The organism is Saccharothrix deserti (genome assembly GCF_009769385.1).
Taxonomy (GTDB): domain Bacteria; phylum Actinomycetota; class Actinomycetes; order Mycobacteriales; family Pseudonocardiaceae; genus Actinosynnema; species Actinosynnema deserti.
On record NZ_VKAB01000002.1, the window covers coordinates 180,442 to 202,106 of the forward strand.

The following is a 21,665-nucleotide window of genomic DNA, read 5'->3' on the forward strand; positions in this document are numbered from 1 at the left end:
GACTCCACAGCTACCCCTTCACAGCACCCTGCATGATCCCGGCGACGATCTGCCGACCGAGTACGAGGAAGACGATCAGAATCGGGACCGTGGCCATCGTGGTCCCGGCGAGCACGAGCGAGTTGTCGACGTAGTAGCCGCTCTGCAACTTCTCCAGGGCGACCTGCATCGTCGGGTTGTCGGCGTTGAGCACGATCAGCGGCCAGAGGAAGTCGTTCCACGACATCATGAACGTGAAGATGCCGAGCATGGCCGCGGCCGGGCGCACCGCGGGCAGGCACACGTGCCAGAACGTGCGGATCATGCTGCACCCGTCCATGCGGGCCGCCTCGATCAGCTCGTCCGGCACGGCGTCGGCGATGTACTGGCGCATCCAGAACACGCCGAACGCGGTCACCAGGTTGGGGATGATCACCGCGCCGAGGGTGCCGGACCAGCCGTACTCCGCCATCGCCATGTAGAGCGGGATGACGCCGAGCTGCGTGGGCACGGCGAGCGTGGCGACCACGAAGACCATCAGCGGTCCGCGGCCCTTGAACCGCAGTTTGGCGAACGCGAACCCGGCCAGCGTGGACAGCACGACCACGGACAGCGTGACCGTGCCGGAGACGAGGATGCTGTTGCCCAGCGCCTTCCAGAACGGGATGGTGTCCAGCACCCGGCCCGCGTTGACGAAGAACTTGCCGCCGGGCAGCAGGGGCGCGTCGGAGGTGAACTCGCCGTCGTCGTGGCTGGCCACGAGGAACGACCAGTAGAACGGGAACGCCGAGCCGAGGATGAACGCGATCAGGATGCCGTAGACGACGAAGCTCGGGCGCCGCTCGGCGAGCGATCCCGCCTTCGAGCGCCTGGGCTTCGGGCGCTTGGCCCCGGTGGTGGTGGACGGTGCCGGGCGATCTGCGATGGTGGCCATCACGCCTCCCCACTGGACGCGAGCCTGCGGGTGAGCAGGAAGTTGATCCCGGCGATCACGATGATCACGAGGAACAGGACCCAGGCCATCGCCGAGGCGTAGCCGAGGTTCAGGCTCCGGAAGCCGGACTCGTACATGTAGAGCACGACCGTCTGGTACTGGTTGGTCGCGCCGCCGCTGGTGCCCGCGGACGGCGAGAACAGCAGGGGCTCGGTGAAGATCTGGAGCCCGCCGATGGTCGACGTGACGATCACGAAGATCAGCGTGGGGCGCAGCATGGGCAGCGTGATGCTGATGAACTGGCGCACCTTGCTCGCGCCGTCCACCCAGGCCGCCTCGTAGACGTCGCGCGGGATGGCCTGCATGGCGGCCAGCACGATGAGGGCGTTGTAGCCGGTCCACCGCCAGTTGACCATGGTCGCGATGGCGATGTGGCTCCACCAGCGGTCGGCCTGCCAGTCGATCCGGCCGAACCCGATCGCCTCCAGCACGTCGTTGATCGTGCCGTACTGCACGCCGAACAGGTCGCCGAAGATGATGGTCAGGGCGACGAGGCTGGCCACGTAGGGCAGCAGCACGCCCATCCGCCAGCCGGTCCGCCCGCGCAGCGCCGTGTTGAGCAGCGCGGCCAGCAGCACCGCGATGATCACCTGCGGGATCGTGGAGATCGCGAAGATGCTCAGCGTGTTGACCATCGCGTTCCAGAACTGCGAGTCGGCCAACAGCGTGGTGTAGTTGTCGATCCCGACGAACGGCGTTTCGTCCGCGCCCAGCTCCCAGTCGAACAGGGAGACGTAGGCGGTGTAGACCAGCGGGAACAGGCCCACCAGGGCGAACAGGACGAAGAACGGGGCGATGTACAGGTACGGCGAGAACTTCACGTCCAGGTGGGTCAGCCGATGCCGCCAGCCGAGCTTCTCCGGACCGATGTCATCGTTGTCGTCGCGCCGCGGCGGGCGGGGCTCGGCGCCCCGCCCGCGCGTGACCGTGAGTTCGGTCGTCATTACTTGGCAGCCTTCTGGGCTCCCTCGATGACCGTCTTCCAGGCGTCCGCAGGCGAGGTGCCCTGCTCGACCGACGTGAGGGCGGGCGAGACCACGTTGTCCTGGATCTCACCGTCCTTCGGCCCCTTGTACTGGGCCTGCGCGACCTTCTTGGCCTGCTCGGCGAACAGCAGGCCGACCTTCTCGCCACCGAAGTACTCGTTGACCTGGTCCAGCAGCTCCGGCGAGGTCAGGGCCTCGGTCTGGCTGGGGAACGGGCCCTTGGCCTTGAACGCCTTGATCTGCTGCTCCGGCGCGGTCAGCCACGCGGCGAGCTTGGCGGCCTCGGCCTTGTTCTTGCCCTGCTTCGGGACGGTCAGGTACGAGCCGCCCCAGTTGCCGCCGCCGCCGGGGAACGCCGCGGTGACGGCCCACTTGCCCTTGTGCGCGTCGCCGGCGTTGCCCGCGATGACACCCAGCATCCAGGACGGGCAGGTCTTGGTGGCGAAGGCCGACTCCTTGAAGCCCTTCTCCCACTCCTTGCTCCACGCGGCGAGCTTGGCCGACTGGCCGCGCGCGACCGCGCCGGTGACCTGGTCGAAGATCTTCTTGTCGTCGTTGGTCTCGATGACGAGCTTGTCGTCCTTGTCGTAGTAGCCGACCTTCGCCTGGTTGTGCATCGGGTTGAAGATCTGCGCGGCGGAGTCGAACCACGGCTTCTGCGTCGCCGCGACGTACTTGTCACCGGCCTCGAAGTACGAGTCCCAGGTGGCGAAGAGGGCCTTCACGCCCTCGGGGTCCGACGGCAGGCCGGCGGCCTCGAAGAGGTCCTTGCGGTAGCACATGGCCAGCGGGCCGATGTCGGTGCCGTAGCCGACGAGCTTGCCGTCCTTGGTGGTGACGGCGTCGACCTTCCACTTCAGCCAGCGGTCGTCCTTGACGTCCTTCGGGCCGATGTCCTTGAGGTTCTCGAACTGGCCCGACTTGGCCATGACCTGGCTGAGGAAGCCCTCTTCGATGGCCTCCACGTCGGCCAGACCGGAGCCCGCGCCCAGCTTGGTGAACAGGTTCTGGTGGTGCGGCGCGGCCTGGCCGGTCTTGCGCTGGGTGACCTTGACGTTCGGGTTGGCGGCTTCGTACTCCTTGAGGAGGTCCTCGTAGCCGAACTCGTTGAAGGTCGCGATGGTCAGCTCGACCTTGCCGTCGGGCGACGTTCCGGACCCGCCCGAGCCGCAGGCCGTGGCGGCTGCGGCAAGCACTGCTGTGCAGGCCAGGACTTTGGCCAAGCCTGCTCGACGGTAGCGCACGAGAACTCCTCAGTTGATCGGCGGTGAACGTTCTGGGAGCGCTCCCAGGTTTTGCGGAAGTGTGGTTCGCGCCACGGAGTTGTGTCAAGCTCTCGTGTCCGCGCTGTTACCGATCCTGCGTCGTTTGCCGACCTGGACCGATTCTGCCAGCCGTGCCGCCCGTACTCCGTTCAGACACTGCGCGTAGGCCGGTCGGACACGCTCCGCTGCGCCCTTGGGCCGCTTCCGCTCACAGAACCCACGGGCACCGCCGCCGGCTCCGATGACCCGTCCTGGCGTTCGATGATCGATGGACATCCCCTATGGGCGATGTCCAGCAGATCGTCGTCTTCAACGCCGACAGCGTTCTCAACATCGGCGACGCGACGATCAAGCTGGAGCCCGTCCCGAGCTTGGTCAGCATCGGAGCAGACGGCCAGGGGTCCCAATACGAGATGCAGGGCGTCCGCTGATCGAGTGACGTCCACCCACGTCAGACAGGCACGGCCCTCGGTCGATCACGCGGGTTTCGAAACCACGTGATCCCCGAGGGCCGTGCCCCTGCTACCGGCCGTCTTCGAGGTCGCCCTCGGTTTCCAGGTAGGCGTTCTGCAACGCTTCCAGCGTCTCGGCTTCCGGGTGCTCCCACATGCCCCGGTTCGCCGCCTCCAGCAGCCGTTCCGAGATGCCGTGCAGCGCCCACGGGTTCGACTCGGCCAGGAACTTCCGGTTCTCCGGGTCCAGCACGTAGCTCGCCGCGAGCTGCTCGTACATCCAGTCCGCGACCACCCCCGTGGTGGCGTCGTAGCCGAACAGGTAGTCGACCGTGGCAGCGAGTTCGAACGCGCCCTTGTAACCGTGCTTGCGCATCGCGGCCAGCCACCTCGGGTTGACCACGCGGGCGCGGAAGATCCGGTTCGTCTCCTCGTGCAGGGTCCTGGTCCGCACGGCGTCCGGCCGGGTGCTGTCGCCTACGTAGGCGGCAGGGGCTTTGCCGGTGAGCGCGCGGACCGTGGCGATCATTCCGCCGTGGTACTGGAAGTAGTCGTCCGAATCGGCGATGTCGTGTTCACGCGTGTCGATGTTCTTCGCCGCGACGGCGATGCGCTTGTAGGCGCTCTCCATCGCCGGACGCGCTTCCACCCCGTCGAGTTCACGGCCGTAGGCGTAGCCGCCCCACACCGCGTACACCTCGGCCAGGTCGGCGTCGTCGCGCCAGTTCCGGCTGTCGATGAGCGGGAGCAGACCGGCGCCGTACGCGCCCGGCTTGCTGCCGAAGATGCGCATGGTCGCCCTGCGCGCGTCGTTGTGCTGCGCCAGGTCGGCCTGGGCGTGCGCCCGGACGTAGTTGTCCGCCGCCGACTCGTCCAGGTCGGCCACGAGTCGCACCGCGTCGTCGAGCAACGCGACCACGTGCGGGAACGCGTCGCGGAAGAAACCGCTGATCCGGACGGTGACGTCGATCCGCGGCCGGTTCAGCTCGGCGAGCGGGATCGCCTCCAGGCCGGTCACCCGGCGGGACTGGTCGTCCCAGGTGGGCCGGACACCCATCAGGGCGAGCACCTCGGCGATGTCGTCACCGGCCGTGCGCATGGCGCTGGTGCCCCAGACGGACAGGCCCACGGACGGCGGCCACTCCCCCGTTTCCGCGCGGTAACGGTCCAGGAGCGAGTCGGCCATGGCCTGACCGGTCTCCCAGGCCAGGCGGGACGGCACCGCCTTGGGGTCCACCGAGTAGAAGTTGCGACCGGTCGGCAGGACGTTCACCAGGCCGCGCAGCGGCGAGCCGCTGGGACCGGCCGGGACGTAACCACCGTCGAGGGCGTGCAGGACGTTGGTCATCTCGTCCGTGGTGCGGGCCAGCCTGGGCACGACCTCGACGGCCGCGAACTCCAGGATCCTGGCGACGTCCTCGTTCTCGGTGAGGGTCCGCGCCGCGGCCACGTCCCACCCGGCGTCTTCCATGGCCTGGACGAGTGCGCGGGCCTCCGACTCGACCCGGTCCGTGTCGGTCCGGGCGTTGGCCGCGCCGGTCCTGGCCTCGGCCAGGCCCAGGGCCTCGCGCAGGCCCGGCAGGGCGGCGACCTGGCCCGCCCACATCTGCTTGGCCTGGAGGATGGACAGCACCAGGTTGACCCTGGTCTCGCCGGTGGGCGCCTCGCCGAGGATGTGCAGGCCGTCGCGGATCTGGACGTCCTTCACCTCGCACAGCCAGCCGTCGACGTGCAGGATCAGCTCGTCGAACTCGGCGTCGTGCGGCCGGTCGTCGAGGCCGAGGTCGTGGTCGAGCTTGGCGGCCTGGATGAGGGTCCAGATCTGGGCCCGGATCGCGGGCAGCTTGGCCGGGTCCATCGCGGCGATGTTGCCGTGCTCGTCCAGGAGCTGTTCGAGCCTGGCGATGTCGCCGTAGCTGTCGGCCCTGGCCATCGGCGGCACGAGGTGGTCCACGAGGGTGGCGTGCGCCCGCCGTTTCGCCTGGGTGCCCTCGCCCGGGTCGTTGACCAGGAACGGGTAGATCAGCGGCAGGTCGCCGAGGGCGGCGTCGGGGCCGCAGCCCGCCGACATGCCGACGGTCTTGCCGGGCAGCCATTCGAGGTTGCCGTGCTTGCCGACGTGCACCACGGCGTCGGCGCCGAACTCGTCCTCCAGCCAGCGGTACGCGGCCAGGTAGTGGTGGCTCGGCGGCAGGTCCGGGTCGTGGTAGATGGCGATCGGGTTCTCGCCGAAGCCGCGCGGCGGCTGGACCATGACCACGACGTTGCCGGAGCGGAGGGCGGCCAGGACGATCTCGCCGTCCTTGTCCTTCGACCGGTCGACGAACAGGTCACCGGGAGCCGCACCCCAGTGCTGCTCCATGTCCTGCCGGGTGTCCTCCGGAAGGGTGGCGAACCACTGCCTGTAACGGGCCGCCGGGAGTCGGACGGGGTTGCCCCGGATCTGCTCCTCGGTGAGCCAGTCGGCGTCCTGGCCGCCGGCCGCGATGAGGGCGTGGATCAACGCGTCGCCGTCCAGGTTCGCCACGCCGGGCAGGTCGTCACCGATGTCGTAGCCGTGGTCCTTCATCGCGGTGAGCAGCCGCACGACGCTCGCCGGCGTGTCCAGGCCCACCGCGTTGCCGATGCGGGAGTGCTTGGTCGGGTACGCCGAGAGCATGACCGCGATCCGGCGTTCGGCCGGCGGGATGTGGCGGAGCCTGCCGTGGCGGACGGCGATGCCCGCGACCCGCGACGCGCGCTCCTCGTCGGCCACGTAGACGGTGAGGCCGTCCTCGTCGATCTCCTTGAACGAGAACGGCACCGTGATGATCCGGCCGTCGAACTCGGGGATCGCCACCTGGGTCGCGGTGTCCAAAGGGGACAGCCCGTCGTCGTTCTCGTCCCACGCGGCACGGCTGCTGGTCAGGCACAGCGCCTGGAGGATGGGGACGTCGAGGGCGGCCAACGCGCCCACGTCCCACGCGTCGTCGTCACCGCCTGCGGACGCGTCGGCGGGCTTGGTGCCGCCGGCCGCGAGCACGGTGACCACCAGGGCGTCCGCCTTGCCCAGCTCGGTCAGGAGCTCCGCGTCCGCCGAGCGCAGCGAGGCGCAGAAGATCGGCAGCGGCCGGCCGCCCTTGGCCTCGATCGCGTCGCACAACGCGTGCACGAACGCCGTGTTCCCGGCCACGTGGTGAGCGCGGTAGTACAGGACCGCGATGGTCGGGCCGTCACTTTTGCCGGCACCGTCACTTTTGCCGGCACCGTCACTTTTGCCGGCACCGTCACTGTCACCGGCACCGCTGCCCGCGGGCTCACGCTCCAGCACGCCCCAGGTGGGGGTCGGCTCGGGCGGGGTGAAGCCGTGGCCGGTGAGCAGCACCGTGTCGGACAGGAAGTTGTACAGCTGCGCGAGGTTCACCGCGCCGCCGTGGGCCAGGTACGCGTGCGCCTCCGCGCACACACCGCCGGGAACGGTGGACAGCTCCATCAGCGGGGCGTCGGGGTTCTGCTCGCCGCCCAGCACGACGACCGGGAGCGGCCGGGCCAGCAGCCAGTCCAGCCCCTCCTCCCACATCCGGCGTCCGCCGAGGATGCGCACGACCACCAGGTCGACGCCCTCCACCAGCGCCGGGAGGTCGTCCACGGCGGTGCGGGCGGGGTTGGCCAGGCGGTAGTCCGCGCCACTCGCGCGGGCGGACAGCAGGTCCGTGTCGGAGGTCGACAACAGCAGGATCACGTGCGGGCTCCATCCCTCGGGGGTCCTCGCCCCAAGTCGTAGGGGACGGCTAGCGGAGTTCCTGGCTCCCGGGACTTCTCCCGGTCACAGTGGCGGGACCGCGCCGGATTCACACCGGCTTCCTCCTGTTGCTTCGCCGTTCGGATGTCACCCTAACCGGCGGTTAGCATCCAGCCCATGTCCACCGACCGAGTTCGCCCGGACGCCTGCCCCGGAGCCGTCGACGTGCACCAGGCCGCCGACGGCGGGTTGGCGCGCGTGCGGGTGCCCGGCGGCACGTTGAGCGCGACGCAGTTCGACGTCCTGCGCACCGCCGCACTGGAACTCGGCGACGGCTGGATCGAGCTGACCTCACGGGCGAACGCGCAGATCAGGGGCCTGGCGCCGGGCGCGGAGCTGGAGTTGGGCGGTCGGCTGCGCGAGGTCGGCCTGCTGCCTTCCGTGACGCACGAGCGGATGCGCAACATCATCGCCGCGCCGTTGGAGGACAACCAGGCGTTGGTCGACGCGCTCGACGCCGCCTTGTGCGCGGTGCCTGAACTGGCGTTCCTGCCCGGTCGGTTCCTGGTCACGGTGGGTGGCGCGGTGAGCGGCCTGGCGGGTGACATCGGGCTCGTCGGTGACGCGTTGTTCCTGGCCGGGCGGGATTGCGGGCTTCGCGTGACCGATCCAGTAGACGCCGTGGTGACCGCCGCACGGGTCTTCCAGGAGATCCGCGGCGACGCGTGGCGGCTGTCCGAAGTGGACGGCGGTGTGCGGAAGATCACCGAGGCCCTGGGCATTCCGCACCCGTCCAGGATCGATCCCGCTGTGACGCCGGTCGCACCGGGCGTGCACGGTTCCGCCGTCGTGGCGGGCGTGCCGTTGGGGCGGTTGGACGCGCGCCTGCTCGCCGGTGTGCCGGTGCGGCTCACGCCGTGGCGGAGCCTGGTGCTGCCGGTCGGCACGGACACCACTGGGCTGTTCACCTCGCCGGACTCGCCGTGGCACGGCGTGAGCGCCTGCACCGGCCGGCCGGGGTGCGCGAAGTCGCTGGCCGACGTGCGGGCCGACGCGACCCGCTGGATCGACACCCGGAACGCGCCGGGTCGCGTGCACTGGTCGGGCTGCGCACGGCGGTGCGGGCGGCCGGCCGGCGACGTGGTGGAGTTCGTCGCGACCGGCGACGGGTACGAGGAGATCAGTTGACCAGCTACGTCAAGGACGGCGCGGAGATCTACCGCCGTTCCTTCGCCACCATCCGCGCCGAGGCCGATCTGGCGCGGTTCCCGTCGGACGTCGCCCGGGTGGTGGTGCGGATGATCCACGCCTGCGGGATGGTCGACCTGGTCTCGGACGTCGACCACTCACCCGGCGTGGTGCGTGCCGCCAGGGCGGCGTTGCTGGCGGGTGCGCCGATCCTGTGCGACGCGCAGATGGTCGCGGCGGGCGTGACCCGGCGTCGGCTGCCCGCGGACAACGAGGTCGTGTGCACGTTGGGCGATCCGCGGGTGCCGGGGTTGGCGGCGGAGATGGGCAACACGCGCAGTGCCGCCGCGCTGGAGCTGTGGCGGGACAGGCTGGACGGCGCGGTGGTCGCCATCGGCAACGCGCCGACCGCGTTGTTCCACCTGCTGGACATGATCGCGGCCGGCGCGCCACGGCCGGCCGCCGTGCTGGGTGTGCCGGTGGGCTTCATCGGCGCGGCCGAGTCGAAGGACGCGTTGGCGGCCAACGATCTCGGGTTGGAGCACCTGGTCGTGCGCGGGCGTCGGGGCGGCAGCGCCATGACCGCGGCGGCGATCAACGCGATCGCGAGCGAGGAAGAATGACGGGCAGGCTGTACGGGGTCGGGGTGGGTCCGGGCGACCCGGAGCTGGTGACCGTCAAGGCGGCGCGGCTGATCGGCGAGGCGGACGTGGTGGTGTTCCACAGCGCCCGTCACGGGCGGAGTGTGGCGCGCCGGATCGCCGCGCCGTACATGCGGGACGGGCAGATCGAGGAGCAGCTGGTCTACCCCGTCACGACCGAGGACTCCGACGACTACCAGGGTGAGATCGACGCGTTCTACGAGGAGTGCGCGGCACGGTTGGCCGCCCACTTGGACGCCGGGCGTGTCGTGGTGGTGCTGGCGGCGGGTGACCCGTTCTTCTACGGCTCCTACATGCACCTGCACAAGCGGTTGGCGCACCGGTACGAGGCCGAGGTCGTGCCGGGGGTGACGTCGGTGAGCGCCGGTGCGGCGGTGATCGGGCGGCCGTTGGTGGAGCGGGACGAGGTGCTGACCGTGCTGCCGGGGACGTTGTCGGCGGACGCGTTGGCGGAGCACCTCGCGGGCGGCGACCCGGTGGCGATCATGAAGCTGGGGCGGACGTTCCCGCAGGTGCGCGAGGCGTTGACGAAGGCCGGGCGGCTGGACGAGGCCTGGTACGTCGAGCGGGCGACGACCGGGGCGCAGCGCACCGCGCCGCTGTCCGAAGTGGACGCCGATGGTGTGCCGTACTTCTCGTTGGCGCTGCTGCCGAGCAGGCCCGCGCCTCCGCGTTCGGAACGTGGCGGCGAGGTCGTGGTGGTCGGGCTGGGGCCGGCCGGGCCGGAGTGGTTGACGCCGGAGGCCCGTCGGGCGTTGGCGGACGCCGACGACCTGGTCGGGTACGTGACCTACCTGAACCGGGTGCCGGTGAACCCCCGGCAGCGCCGGCACGCGTCGGACAACAAGGTGGAGGCCGAACGGGCGGCGTTCGCGCTGGACCTGGCCAAGCGCGGACGGCGGGTCGCGGTGGTGTCGTCCGGCGATCCGGGTGTGTTCGCGATGGCCAGCGCGGTGCTGGAGGTGGCGACCGAGGAGCAGTTCTCGGACGTGCCGGTGCGGGTGCTGCCGGGCTTGACCGCGGCGCACGCGGTGGCCAGCCGGGTCGGCGCGCCGTTGGGGCACGACTACTGCGTGGTGTCGCTGTCGGACCGGCTCAAGCCGTGGGACGTGATCGAGGAGCGGCTGGAGGCGGCGGCCAAGGCCGATCTGGTGCTGGCGATCTACAACCCGGCGTCGCGCAGCCGGACGTGGCAGGTGGAGTCGGCGCGGGACCTGCTGCTCAAGCACCGCTCCCCCGACACGCCGGTGGTCATCGGGCGGGACGTCGGCGGGCCGGAGGAATCCGTTCGCGTGGTGCCACTGGCCGAACTGGACGCGTCCACTGTGGACATGCGGTGCCTGCTGCTGATCGGCTCGTCGCAGACCCGGGTCAGTGCGCGCGGCACGGTGTTCACCCCGCGCCGCTACCCCGGGTGAGCCAGTCGACCGCCTCGGCGACCGTCTCCACCAGCGGTGCTTCCGGTGGTGGCGGTCGGCGCACGACGACGACTGGGATGCCGAGGTGACGGGCGGCGGTCAGCTTGGCCGCCGTCATCGGGCCGCCGCTGTCCTTGGTGACCAGGACCTCGACGCGGTGTTCGCGCATGAGCTCCAGTTCACCGTCCACTGTGTACGGTCCGCGGTCGAGCACGAGGTCGAGGCGGGGGTTCGGCGGGTCGGGCGGGTCGACGGTGCGCGCCACACCGCTGGTGAACGCGGCCAGCTCCTGGCGTCCGGTGGTGATGAACGCCCGGCGGCCGGCGACGAGTTCGGCCGCCTCGGCGACGGTGTCCACGTACTGCCAGTCGTCCTCGGGCGGCCAGCCGGGACGGCGCAGCACCAGGAACGGGGTGCCGGTCGCGGTGGTGGCGGCGAGGGCGTTCGCGGTGATGCGGTCGGCGAACGGGTGCGTGGCGTCCACGACCGCGTCGACGTGTTCGGCTTCGAGGTAGGCGACGAGCCCTTCGACACCGCCGAAACCGCCGATGCGGACCTCGCCCTCGGGCAGCTTCGGGTCGGCCACCCGGCCGGCCAGCGACGAGATCAGCCGGAAGCCGGTGAGCTGGGCGGCCAGTTCACGGGCCTCACTCGTGCCACCCAGTACCAGCACGGTCCTCATGGCTGTTGCATCCTGACGTCGTGAGCACGAACCTGCGCTTCGGCTGGACGACCGGCGCCTGCGCCACCGCCGCCACCACGGCGGCGTACACGGCGCTGCTCACCGGCGAGTTCCCCGACCCGGTGCGGATCGTGCTGCCGAAGGGCCAGACGCCGTCGTTCGCGCTGGCCCGTGAATCGCTGTCCGCCGACCGGGCGTTCGCCGCGATCGTGAAGGACGCGGGCGACGACCCGGACGTCACGCACGGCGCGTTGGTCGGGTCGACGGTCCGGCACGGTGCGCCGGGCAGCGGGGTGGTGTTCGAGGCAGGTCCCGGCGTGGGCACGGTGACCAAGCCCGGCCTGCCGCTGCCGGTGGGCGAGCCCGCGATCAACCCCGTGCCGAGGCAGATGATGCGTGAGCACATCGCGCGGGTGGCTCTTGAGCACGGCGGCAGCGGGGACGTGGTCGTGTCGATCTCGGTCGAGCACGGCGAGGAGTTGGCGCGCAAGACGTGGAACCCGAGGCTGGGGATCCTGGGTGGACTGTCGATCCTCGGGACGACCGGGATCGTGGTGCCGTACTCGTGCTCGGCGTGGATCGACAGCATCCGGCGCGGCATCGACGTGGCGCGTGCGCAGGGGTACCAGCACGTGGCCGGGTGCACCGGGAGCACGTCGGAGAAGGTCGCGGCGGCGGTGCACGGGCTGCCCGAGGACGCGTTGCTGGACATGGGCGACTTCGCCGGGGCGGTGTTGAAGTACCTGCGCCGTCATCCCGTGGCCCGGCTGACCATCGCGGGCGGGATCGGGAAGCTGTCCAAGCTGGCGGACGGGCACCTGGACCTGCACTCCGGGCGTTCGCAGGTCGACCTGGGGTTCCTGGCGTCGCTGGTGGGCGATCCCGCGGTGGCCTCGGCGGTGACGGGGGCGAACACGGCGCTCGGGGCCTTGCAGGTGTGCCAGGCGGCCGGGGTGCCGTTGGGTGACCTGGTGGCGGTGCGGGCCAAGGCGACGGCGGACGACGTGCTGCGCGGCGCTCCCGTCGCGGTGGACGTCATCGTGATCGACCGCGCGGGCACGATCGTCGGCAGGGCCTGAGGTCATGACCGACAGCGGGTGGTCGAGTAGAGGTGGCTGTCCGGGAAGCCCTCGGCGGCCAGGACCTTGCCCACGACGATGACGGCGGTCCGTTTCACGCCTGCCGCCAGCACCTGGTCTGCGATGTCGGCGAGCGTGCCGCGCAAGACCAGCTCGTCGTCACGGCTGGCACGGGCGACCACCGCGACCGGGCAGTCCGCGCCGTAGTTCGGCAGCAGATCCGCCACCACCTCCGCGATCCGCTGCACGGCCAGGTGCAGCACGAGGGTGGCCCCGGACCGGCCCAACGTGGCCAGGTCCTCGCCCGGCGGCATGGGCGTCGCGCGGGCCGACGTGCGGGTCAGGATGACGGTCTGCCCCACCCCCGGAACGGTCAGCTCACGGTTCAGCGCCGCAGCGGCGGCGGCGAAGGCGGGCACGCCCGGCGTCACGTCGTACGGGATGCCCAGGGCGTCCAGGCGGCGCATCTGCTCCGCCATCGCGCTGAACACCGACGGGTCGCCCGAGTGCAGCCGCGCCACCTGCTGCCCGGCGGCGTGGGCGGCGGCGAGTTCGGTGATGATCTGGTCCAGGTCCAGCGACGCGGTGTCCACCAGGCGGGCACCGGGCGGGCAGTGTTCGAGCACTTCGACCGGCACCAGCGCGCCCGCGTACAGGCACACCGGGGACTCCGCGATGAGCCGGGCCGCCCGCAGGGTCAGCAGGTCGGCCGCGCCGGGCCCGGCGCCGATGAAGTGGACGGTCACTGGTTCTCCTTCGTCACAGCCCACGTGGTCACGGGCATCTGCGGGCGCCAGCCGGTGAAGCCGCCGATCGCGGTCCCCCGGCTGATCTCGATCCGGGTCAGGTCACCGCCGAGCCGGGCGTGCCACCGCGTGAGCACGGCCTCCGACTCCAGCGTGACGGCGTTGGCGACCAGCCGCCCACCGGGCCGGAGCGCGTCCCAGCAACGTTCGACCACGCCTTCGACAGTGAGACCGCCACCGATGAACACGGCGTCCGGTGCCTCGAGATCCAGAACACCGGGCGACGACCCGACGACCACCCGGACGTTCGGCACACCCAACGTCGTGGCGTTGCGTGTGATGCGCGCAGCGCGCTCGACGTGCTGCTCCACGGCAATCGCCCGGCAGCTCGGGTGGGTCCGGCACCACTCGACGGCGATGCTGCCCGCACCCGCGCCGACGTCCCACAGCAGCTCACCGGGACGCGGCGCGAGCAGCGACAACGTCACCGCGCGCACCTCCCGCTTGGTCAACTGCCCGTCGTGCTCGTAGGTGTCGTCCGGACGGCCCGGCGTCAGCGACGCGCCGTCCGCACCGCACTCGACCGCGAGCACGTGCAACGGGTCGGCGGAGTCGAGGTCGTGGTGGACCCGCTCCCGGGGCCCGCCCAGCTGCTCCAGCACGGTCAGCCGCGCGTCCGGCGCCAGAGCGGCCACCTCGGGCGGGTAGCCGCCGAGCACCAGCACCCGCCGTCCGGGGTGCAGGTGCGGGACGAGGAGCGCGGCGGGCTTGCCGACCAGGCTGACCACGTCCACCTCGTCCAGCGCCCACCCCAGGCGGGCGCACGCCAGGGACACCGACGACGGGTGCGGCACCACGCGGACGTGTTCGGAGCCCAGCAGCCGGACCAGGGTCGTGCCGATGCCGTGGAACATCGGGTCGCCGCTGGCCAGCACGCCCACCCGCCGGCCCTCGTACCGGGCCAGCAGCCCCGGCAGGGCCGGTACCAGCGGTGACGGCCACGGCACCCGTTCGACTCGTTGATCCAGGAGGGGACCGGGGATCAGGTCGAGCTGGCGGGTGCTGCCCATCAGCACCTCGCACGACGCGATCTCGTGGCGCGACGCGTGCGGCAGGCCCTCCCAACCGTCGGCCCCGATGCCGATGACGGTGACGGTGACGACCACGGACTCAGACCGTGCCCAGGACGCGGGAGACGGCGATCTCGATCACCACGCGTTCGGGGTTCGGCCGGGGCGTGCGGTAGCGGTCGGCGTAACGCCGCACGGCGTCCTCGACCGCCTCCGACTCGACCCGCACCACCGCCCGGCCCTCCAGCGTCGACCAGCGGCGTCCGTCCACTTGGCACACGGCGGCGGGCAGGCCACCGTCGCCGGCGGCGAGGATCTGGCGGACCTTGTGCGAGCCGCGCGAGCTGATCACCCGCGCGGTGGCGGTGTCCACGTCCAGCGTGACGCCCACCGGCACGACGTGCGGCGTGCCGTCCGCGCGGATCGTGGTCAGCGTGCACAGGTGGCGCTCGGTCCAGAACGCGCGGAAGTCCTCGCCCTTGGTCGACAACATGCGTGCATCATGCGGCACGCACCGGCTAGGGTGAAAAACGTGACACGTCGATTTAGCCGCCCCCGGCCGGGAGACCCGGTCGCTGGGGCCTGCGGCGTGCGCTAGTTCACGTGGTCCCGGTGGCGGACCGGCTCGGGGGATCCCTCCAGCCGATGTCCACCACCGCTCGAAGGGACCACCCGCGATGCCTCGCGACCTCAGCGACCCCACGTACGGGCCGCACGCCGTGCAACTCCTCGTCAACGAGATCACCACCGCCCTGCCGGGTGAGCTGCGCGTGCTGCGCGACCACCCGGAGGTGTCGATCGACGACAACTACACCGCGTTGGGCTACCCGCCGGACGCCATCACGCGCGACGCCCGCTACACGCGCTACACCAGCGGGAACCGGATGCTGCGCAGCCACACGTCGGCCATGGTGCCGCCCGCCCTGCGGCTGCTCGGCACCGAGCAGGGCTGGGACGACGTGACGCTGGCGTGCGTCGGCATGGTGTACCGCCGTGACGCGGTCGACCGGGTGCACTCCGGCACGCCGCACCAGCTCGACGTGTGGCGGATCTCCCACCACCGGGCCGACCTGGACGAGTTGATCGACGCCGTGATCACGGCCGCCGTGCCCGGTCTGCGCTACCGCACCACGCCCGCGTCCCACCCGTACACGTCTGCCGGACGTCAGGTGGACGTGCTCGTGGACGGCGAGTGGCTGGAGGTGGCCGAGTGCGGTCTGGCGGCCCGGCACGTGCTGCGCCGGGCGTGGCTGCCCGACGAGGTGCACGGCCTCGCCATGGGCATGGGCCTGGACCGGCTGCTGATGCTGCGCAAGGGCATCCCGGACATCCGCCTGCTGTCCTCCGACGACCCGCGCGTGGCCGCCCAGATGCTGGATCTGACCCCGTACCGGCCGGTGTCCAAACACCCGCCGATCACCCGCGACATCTCGGTGGCGGTCGACCCGGACGCCGACACCGAGACCATCGGTGACGTGGTGCGGGCCGCAGTCGGTGACCTGGTCGAAGAGGTCGTCGTAGTGAGCGAGACTCCGATCCACGACCTTCCACCGGCCGCCGTCGCCAGACTCGGCGCTCGCCCGGACCAGAAGAACGTGCTGCTGCGCCTGGTCCTCCGCCACCCCACCCGGACCCTCACCGACGACGAGGCCAACGCCGCCCGTGACGCCGCCTACGCGGCCGTGCACGAAGGCGATCAGCCCCTGATCTCGTTGAGGTAGTTGTAGATCGTGTACCGGGTCACGCCGAGCACGCCCGCGAGGTAGTCGACGGAGTCGCGGATGAGGAACAGGCCCGCCTCGTCCAGGACGCGCACCACCTGGGACTTGTGGGACTTCTTCATCAACTCCACGGGCACGCCGACGGCCGTCACGGCGCGTTCGACCAGGAGGCGTTGGAGGGTGTCCACGTCACCGGGGAACGCTTCGACGGCCGACACGGCGTTCTCCGGTCGCCGGTTGGGTCCGGGGTCGCTGTTCACGCACAGGCAGCCGACGGCCACGCCCCGGGCGTCACGCAGGAACACGGTGGACGAGTGGATCACCCGGCCGTCCGGGGCGTAGGTCTCGTAGCCCGCGAGGTCCTGCGTGGTGCCCCGGCGGACCAGGCCGAGCAGCAGGTCGGTCATCGGGCCGCCGACGCTGCGGCCGGTGAGGTCGCCGGCGATGGCGATGATCGAGTTGGGCAGGGCGCCGAGGTCGTGCAGGACGACCTCGGTGCCCGGTCCCAACGCCTCGGCCAGGCTGTTGACCGTCGGGATCAACGCCGTGAGCACGTCGGAGGTCACCGCGGGCACCCGGGAGGTCTCGCGCGGCACGTCGACAGTGGTGGCGGCGGGTTTGCGGATCTCCTTCAACGCGGTGGCGAAGCGCGCGATGGTCTCGGACGTGGTCGAGGCGTGCGGTGAGAGGCGGACGTGCTCCGGCCGCACGGTGGCCGTCACGCCCGCTTCCACCAGCGCCGCACCGATCACCGAGGGCGGGTGGTCCGGCAGGGTGAACGCGAGGATGCCCGCCCGGCGGTCCGTCGCCGAGACGACCTCGCCGCCCGCCGCGTGGATGACCTCGACCAACTCGTCGGATTGTTCAACAATCCGACCGTAAAGCGACTCGACCCCGGCCAGCTCGACCAGCTCCAACGCCGCCGCCAACGCGCCCGACGCGATCGGGCTCAGGTTGGTGATCGACCAGCCCGCCGCGCCTTCGTCGACGGGGTGGATGGCGTTGTCGAACAACCCGGAGTCCTCCGCGCCGGTCCAGCCCGACAGGACCGGGTCGAGCCGGCTCAGAGCGCGGTCCGACAGGGTCATGAAACCGGTCGACCAGCCCGCCCGCAGCCACTTCTGGCCGCCGACCACGAGCACGTCGGCCACCTCCCACGGCTCGTCCACGACCCCGAACCCCTGGATACCGTCCACGATCAGCAACCGGTCGCCGACCGCCTCGCGCAACGCCGCCAGGTCCGCCCGGTACCCGGTGCGGAAGTCCACCGCGCTCACCGACACCGCCGTCGTCTCCGGCGTCAACGCCGCCCGCACCACGTCGGCCGTCACCGGGCCGGCCGGCAGCCACCCCACGTCGACCCGGGGCGACCGCGCCCACGGGTAGGTGTTCGCCGGGAACTCCCCCGACGACACCAGCACCCGACCGGTGACGCCCAGCGCCGCCTGGAACAGACCCGTGCTGGTGTTCGGCAGCAACGTCACGTGGTCGGTGTCCCCGTGGCACAGCCGGGCCACCGCCGCCTTGGCCCTCAGCTCCTGCCGCATCAGGTCGTCCACCGTGGACGGCCCGGCCGCCGCCGACGTCTCCAACAGCCGCGTGGACGCGTCCACCACCGCGAACGACGGCGGCCCGAACCGGGCGAAGTCCAGGTACCCCTCCGGCTCGCGGCACTGGACGAGGTAGGACGACGGGATGCGCATGACCACCTAGAGCACCTTCGCGAGGAACTGCTGCGTGCGTTGCTGTCGCGGATTGTCCAGCACCTGGTCCGGCGGCCCGGCCTCGACCACCGCGCCGTCCACCATGAACACCACCGAGTCCGCGACCTGCCGGGCGAACCCGACCTCGTGCGTCACCACGATCATCGTCATGCCGTCCCGGGCCAGGTCCACCATCACGTCCAACACCTCGCCGACCAGCTCGGGGTCGAGCGCGGAGGTCGGCTCGTCGAACAGCATCAACTTCGGCCGCATCGCCAACGCCCGCGCGATCGCCACCCGCTGCTGCTGGCCACCGGACAGCTGGTGCGGGTACGAGCCGGCCTTGTCCGCCAGCCCCACCCGGTCCAGCAACGCCCGCGCCTCCTCCAACGCCACTCGACGCGGTGTCCGGAGCACGTGCACGGGACCTTCGGCGACGTTCTCCACAGCGGTGCGGTGGGGGAACAGGTTGAACCGCTGGAACACCATGCCGATCCCCCGCCGCTGCCGCGCCGCCTCACGCTCGCGCAGCTCGAACAGCTTCCCGCCGCGCGTGGTGAACCCGACCGCCTGGCCGTCGACCCAGATCCGGCCCGCGTCGATCGTCTCCAGGTGGTTCACGCAGCGCAGGAACGTCGACTTGCCCGCGCCGGACGGCCCGAGCAGGCACACCACCTGACCGGCGTCCACTGACAGGTCGACGCCGCGCAACACCTCGGTATGACCGAACGACTTCCGCACACCCACGGCCCGCACGAGGCTCACCGGGCCACCCCCTTGCCGTAGTAGCGCTCCAGGAAGTGCTGCCCGACGCTCGCCACGCTGACCACGACCATGTACCACGCGGCGGCGGCCAGCAGCGTCTCCATGATCTGGAGGTTGCGCGAGGCGATGTTGTTGGCCGCGTGGATCAGCTCCAGGAACCCGATGACCGACGCCATGGACGTGCCCTTGAGCATGTTGATGAAGTTGTTGCCGGTCGGCGGGATGATGACCCGCATGGCCTGCGGCAGCACGACGCGGCGCAACGTGGTCGCGGGCGTCATGCCGATCGCCTTGGCCGCCTCCACCTGACCGTGGTCCACGCTGTTCAGCCCGGCCCGCACGATCTCCGCCATGTACGCGCTCTCGTTGAGCCCCAACCCGAGCAGCGCCGCCACGAACGCCGTCACCAGGACGTTCGTCTTCTCCTCGAACAGCCCGAAGACGGAGATGTTCTCGAAGACCAGCGCCAGGTTGAACCACAGCAGGATCTGCAGCAGCACCGGCAGGCCGCGGAACAGCCACACGTACCCGGCGGCGAACCAGCGGGCGACCGGGTTGGCCGACCGGCGCAGCAGCGCGATGACCATGCCGAGCACGATCGCGCCGGCCTGGGCGACCAACGCCAGCACGACGGTGTTGACCAGGCCGCGCAGCATGATGTCGTGGGTGAAGAACCCCGGCACGGCGGCGTAGTCGATCTTCGCGTCGGCCAGCGCCCAGCCGAGGGCGCCGAGCACGGCCAGGATCACCGCGCCGACGACCCACCGCCCCCAGTGCCGCAGCGGGACGACCACCAGCTCGTCCGCCGGTGCGATGTCCTTCTGTTCGACATCCCCCGGTGCGATGTCACTGCCCATTGACGGTCACCTTCGTCACCGCGCCCTGCGACACGTCCCAGGCGTCGAGGATCTTGCCGTAGGTGCCGTCGTCCACGAGCGCCTGCAGCGCCTTCTGGACGGCCGAGGTCAGCTCCGGGGTGCTCTTGTTGACGCCGATGCCGTACGGGCCGCCGTTGATCGGGGCCAGGTCCACGACCTCGAAGAACTCGCCGTCACCCGCGGTCTTGGCCACGTAGACGGCGGTGGGCAGGTCGTTGAGGATGGCGGCGACCCGACCGGTGCGGAGCTGGTTCTGGTTCTGCGTGTCGCTGTCGGTGGCGGTCACCGAGATCGGGTCGCCGGACAGGCACTTGAACTCCTTGGCGTAGGTCTCCTGGCTGGAGCCGAGGTTGACCGCGACCGCCTTCCCGCACAGGTCGTCCGGACCCTTGATGCCCGCCGGGTTGCCCTTCTGCACCATGATCGTGATGCCGGAGGTGAAGTAGTCCACGAAGTCGATCGCCTGCTGCCGTTCGGGGGTGTCGTTCATCGCGGCCATGGTCACGTCGATCCGGCCCGCCTGGAGGCTCGTGATGAGCGAGCTGAACGCCATGTCCTGGTGCTCGACGGTCAGCCCCAGCTTGGCCCCGACGGCCTTGACCAGGTCGACCTCCGAACCGACCGGGGTCTTGCCGTCGGCGGCGTAGAAGTTGTTCGGCGGGTTCTGGATGTTCGAGCCGACGCGCAGCTTGCCCGCCTGCGCGACCGCCGCGGGCAGGGTCGCGGCCAGCGCGTCGTCCTTGGTGACCGCCTCCACGATCGACGCGGTCGACGGGAGGTCGTCGGCTGGTCCGGCCGGTTGCTCCTCGGCGGGCGAACCGCACGCGACCAGCGCGAACAGGGACAGGGCGAGGGCTGCGGTCCTGCGCACGGCACACCTCCTGCGATCGGATGGCCCGAAAGCTACAACGTTCTGTTGAAGACGTCCACATATCGTTGAAGGGAATTCGAGAGGTGTGGGATTCGTTGGCGTGGGTACAAGGGGGCGACCCCCATGTCCACAGCAAGGAGGACCTATGGCCACCGTGGAGCTGACTGCGGAGAACTTCGACGAGGTTGTCGGCGGCTCCGAGATGGTCCTGGTCGACTTCTGGGCCGACTGGTGCGGACCGTGCAAGCAGTTCGGCCCGGTCTACGAGAAGTCCGCCGAGAAGCACGGCGACGTCGTGTTCGGCAAGGTCGACACCGAGGCGCAGCAGCAGCTCGCCGCGGCGTTCCAGATCCGGTCGATCCCGACCCTCATGATCGTGCGCGACGGCGTGGTCCTCTACGCCCAGCCCGGAGCCCTGCCGGAGTCGGCGTTGGAGGACCTGATCGAGCAGGCCCGCAAGGTCGACATGGACGAGGTGCGCAAGCAGGTCGCGGAGCAGACAGCCGAACAGCAGGCCTGATCGTCACCACCGATCAGTCCATCGCGGTCGTGTCGCGGGGCGGGGCCACCGGGTCCCGCCCTTCGGGCTGTCCGGCCTCGATCCGCCTGCCCCGCTCCAACTCGGCGTCCAGTTCCGCGCCGAGCAGCAGGGCCAGGTTCGAGATCCACAGCCACACCAGGAAGATGATCACACCGGCCAGTGAGCCGTAGGTCTTGTTGTAGGACCCGAAGTTCGCCACGTAGAACGCGAAGCCCAGCGACGCGACGACCCACACCAGCACGGCCAGCAGGCCGCCCGGCGTGATCCACAGCCAGCTCGGCTGCCGCACGTTCGGCGACGCCCAGTACAGCAGACCGATCGCGAGGCTCGCGAGCAGGAACAGCACCGGCCACTTGGCGATGTCCCACACCGTCACGAACGTCGAGCCCAGCCCGAGCAGCCCACCCAGCCACTCGGCCACCCCTCCGGTGAGCGTCACACCGAGCGCCGTCAGCGCCAGCAGCACCACCACGCCGATCGTCAGCGCGAGCCGCAGCGGGATGATCTTCCAGAACGGACGGCCCTCCTCGACGTCGTAGATCGAGTTCGACGCGCGCATGAACGCGCCGACGTACCCCGAGGCCGACCACAGCGCGGTGACCAGACCGACGATCGCGAGGATCCCACTGGCCCCGGACCGCTGCAGGTTCTCGATCGCGCCCACGATGGTGTCCTTGGCCTCGCCCGGCCCCAGCACGTCCAGACTGTCCACAATGGTCTGTGTGGCGTTCGGCCCGAGCAGCCCCAGCAGTGCGGTCAACAACAGCAGGCCGGGGAACAGCGACAGCACGGCGTAGTAGGTGAGCGCGGCGGCCCAGTCGGTGAGCTTGTCGTCACCGAACTCCTTCACCGTCCGCTTGAGCACGGCCCACCACGACCTCTTCGGCAGTTGGGTCGGTGCCTCCGGTGCGTGCGCCATGCCGACGGGTTTCCCCCGGACACCG

At 70.7% G+C, this 21,665-nt stretch carries 20 protein-coding genes and 1 riboswitch; of the genes, 7 read left to right on the top strand and 13 right to left on the bottom strand.

Annotated features, from left to right (window positions below; genetic code table 11):
* Positions 1-10: 10 nt before the first annotated feature.
* The 3 genes from FM051_RS15475 to FM051_RS15485 are packed head-to-tail and all read right to left on the bottom strand — an operon-like array spanning position 11 to position 3,203.
* On the bottom strand, positions 11-913 hold the full coding sequence (locus FM051_RS15475; RefSeq protein ID WP_158843652.1) for a carbohydrate ABC transporter permease: 903 nt from the start codon (positions 911-913) through the stop codon (positions 11-13).
* Positions 913-1,917 carry a carbohydrate ABC transporter permease gene (locus FM051_RS15480; protein WP_158843653.1) on the bottom strand — a complete coding sequence of 335 codons (1,005 nt, stop codon included), beginning with the start codon at positions 1,915-1,917 and terminating at the stop codon, positions 913-915. Before FM051_RS15480 ends, FM051_RS15475 begins: the two co-directional genes overlap by 1 nt.
* Entirely contained in the window at positions 1,917-3,203 is a 1,287-nt protein-coding gene (locus FM051_RS15485; RefSeq protein WP_158843654.1) for an ABC transporter substrate-binding protein, read from the bottom strand. The genes FM051_RS15480 and FM051_RS15485 overlap by 1 nt, the downstream gene beginning before the upstream one ends.
* 302 nt (positions 3,204-3,505) lie before the next feature.
* Here FM051_RS15485 and FM051_RS15490 point away from each other — a divergent pair, with 302 nt between their 5' ends.
* Positions 3,506-3,655, top strand: coding sequence for a hypothetical protein (locus FM051_RS15490; RefSeq protein WP_158843655.1), 150 nt, complete (start codon positions 3,506-3,508; stop codon positions 3,653-3,655).
* A gap of 91 nt (positions 3,656-3,746) precedes the next feature.
* Here the strand turns inward: FM051_RS15490 and cobN are convergent, their stop codons facing one another.
* On the bottom strand, positions 3,747-7,397 hold the full coding sequence (cobN, locus tag FM051_RS15495; protein ID WP_158843656.1) for a cobaltochelatase subunit CobN: 3,651 nt from the start codon (positions 7,395-7,397) through the stop codon (positions 3,747-3,749).
* 37 nt (positions 7,398-7,434) lie between these two features.
* Positions 7,435-7,566: riboswitch (cobalamin riboswitch) on the bottom strand.
* Positions 7,567-7,574: 8 nt separating this feature from the next.
* On the opposite strand from cobN, the gene FM051_RS15500 reads away from it, so the two are divergent.
* Genes FM051_RS15500 through cobJ form a run of 3 tightly spaced genes read left to right on the top strand, consistent with a single transcriptional unit; the run spans position 7,575 to position 10,665 of the window.
* On the top strand, positions 7,575-8,585 hold the full coding sequence (locus FM051_RS15500) for a hypothetical protein (RefSeq protein WP_158843657.1): 1,011 nt from the start codon (positions 7,575-7,577) through the stop codon (positions 8,583-8,585).
* Positions 8,582-9,208, top strand: a complete 627-nt coding sequence (locus FM051_RS15505) for a precorrin-8X methylmutase (protein WP_158843658.1) — start codon at positions 8,582-8,584, stop codon at positions 9,206-9,208. The genes FM051_RS15500 and FM051_RS15505 overlap by 4 nt, the downstream gene beginning before the upstream one ends.
* Positions 9,205-10,665 carry a precorrin-3B C(17)-methyltransferase gene (cobJ, locus tag FM051_RS15510; protein WP_158843659.1) on the top strand — a complete coding sequence of 487 codons (1,461 nt, stop codon included), beginning with the start codon at positions 9,205-9,207 and terminating at the stop codon, positions 10,663-10,665. Before FM051_RS15505 ends, cobJ begins: the two co-directional genes overlap by 4 nt.
* On the opposite strand, the gene FM051_RS15515 is transcribed toward cobJ, so the two are convergent.
* Positions 10,640-11,347: a cobalt-precorrin-6A reductase gene (locus FM051_RS15515; protein ID WP_158843660.1), complete on the bottom strand. Its 708-nt coding sequence runs from the start codon at positions 11,345-11,347 to the stop codon at positions 10,640-10,642. The two genes, cobJ and FM051_RS15515, sit on opposite strands and share 26 nt — an antisense overlap.
* A gap of 20 nt (positions 11,348-11,367) precedes the next feature.
* Here FM051_RS15515 and FM051_RS15520 point away from each other — a divergent pair, with 20 nt between their 5' ends.
* Positions 11,368-12,426, top strand: a complete 1,059-nt coding sequence (locus tag FM051_RS15520) for a cobalt-precorrin-5B (C(1))-methyltransferase (protein ID WP_158843661.1) — start codon at positions 11,368-11,370, stop codon at positions 12,424-12,426.
* A gap of 2 nt (positions 12,427-12,428) precedes the next feature.
* Here FM051_RS15520 and cobM read toward each other — a convergent pair whose 3' ends face one another.
* Genes cobM through FM051_RS15535 form a run of 3 tightly spaced genes read right to left on the bottom strand, consistent with a single transcriptional unit; the run spans position 12,429 to position 14,735 of the window.
* Complete coding sequence (cobM, locus tag FM051_RS15525; RefSeq protein ID WP_158843662.1) at positions 12,429-13,172, bottom strand: precorrin-4 C(11)-methyltransferase; 744 nt, start codon at positions 13,170-13,172, stop codon at positions 12,429-12,431.
* Positions 13,169-14,338, bottom strand: coding sequence for a precorrin-6y C5,15-methyltransferase (decarboxylating) subunit CbiE (gene cbiE, locus FM051_RS15530; RefSeq protein ID WP_158843663.1), 1,170 nt, complete (start codon positions 14,336-14,338; stop codon positions 13,169-13,171). The genes cobM and cbiE overlap by 4 nt, the downstream gene beginning before the upstream one ends.
* A gap of 4 nt (positions 14,339-14,342) precedes the next feature.
* The gene (locus FM051_RS15535) at positions 14,343-14,735 is read right to left on the bottom strand and encodes a pyridoxamine 5'-phosphate oxidase family protein (protein ID WP_158843664.1); all 393 of its coding nucleotides are present in this window, start codon (positions 14,733-14,735) and stop codon (positions 14,343-14,345) included.
* A gap of 184 nt (positions 14,736-14,919) precedes the next feature.
* On the opposite strand from FM051_RS15535, the gene srmL reads away from it, so the two are divergent.
* The gene (srmL, locus tag FM051_RS15540) at positions 14,920-15,963 is read left to right on the top strand and encodes a PheS-related mystery ligase SrmL (protein WP_158843665.1); all 1,044 of its coding nucleotides are present in this window, start codon (positions 14,920-14,922) and stop codon (positions 15,961-15,963) included.
* Here srmL and FM051_RS15545 read toward each other — a convergent pair.
* From FM051_RS15545 to FM051_RS15560, 4 genes are read right to left on the bottom strand one after another with little or no spacing between them, the layout of a single operon-like run.
* On the bottom strand, positions 15,939-17,666 hold the full coding sequence (locus tag FM051_RS15545; RefSeq protein WP_158844141.1) for an aminotransferase class V-fold PLP-dependent enzyme: 1,728 nt from the start codon (positions 17,664-17,666) through the stop codon (positions 15,939-15,941). The genes srmL and FM051_RS15545 overlap by 25 nt on opposite strands.
* Positions 17,667-17,672: 6 nt before the next feature.
* Positions 17,673-18,431 carry an amino acid ABC transporter ATP-binding protein gene (locus FM051_RS15550; RefSeq protein ID WP_158843666.1) on the bottom strand — a complete coding sequence of 253 codons (759 nt, stop codon included), beginning with the start codon at positions 18,429-18,431 and terminating at the stop codon, positions 17,673-17,675.
* On the bottom strand, positions 18,428-19,288 hold the full coding sequence (locus FM051_RS15555) for an amino acid ABC transporter permease (protein WP_238412409.1): 861 nt from the start codon (positions 19,286-19,288) through the stop codon (positions 18,428-18,430). Before FM051_RS15555 ends, FM051_RS15550 begins: the two co-directional genes overlap by 4 nt.
* Positions 19,278-20,180, bottom strand: a complete 903-nt coding sequence (locus FM051_RS15560) for an ABC transporter substrate-binding protein (protein WP_158843667.1) — start codon at positions 20,178-20,180, stop codon at positions 19,278-19,280. The genes FM051_RS15555 and FM051_RS15560 overlap by 11 nt, the downstream gene beginning before the upstream one ends.
* A gap of 145 nt (positions 20,181-20,325) precedes the next feature.
* Here FM051_RS15560 and trxA point away from each other — a divergent pair, with 145 nt between their 5' ends.
* A complete protein-coding gene (gene trxA, locus FM051_RS15565; protein WP_158843668.1) occupies positions 20,326-20,700 on the top strand; it encodes a thioredoxin in 375 nt (124 codons plus the stop codon).
* Between the two features lie 13 nt (positions 20,701-20,713).
* Here the strand turns inward: trxA and FM051_RS15570 are convergent, their stop codons facing one another.
* Entirely contained in the window at positions 20,714-21,640 is a 927-nt protein-coding gene (locus FM051_RS15570) for a YihY/virulence factor BrkB family protein (protein WP_158843669.1), read from the bottom strand.
* Between the last annotated feature and the right edge of the window lie 25 nt (positions 21,641-21,665).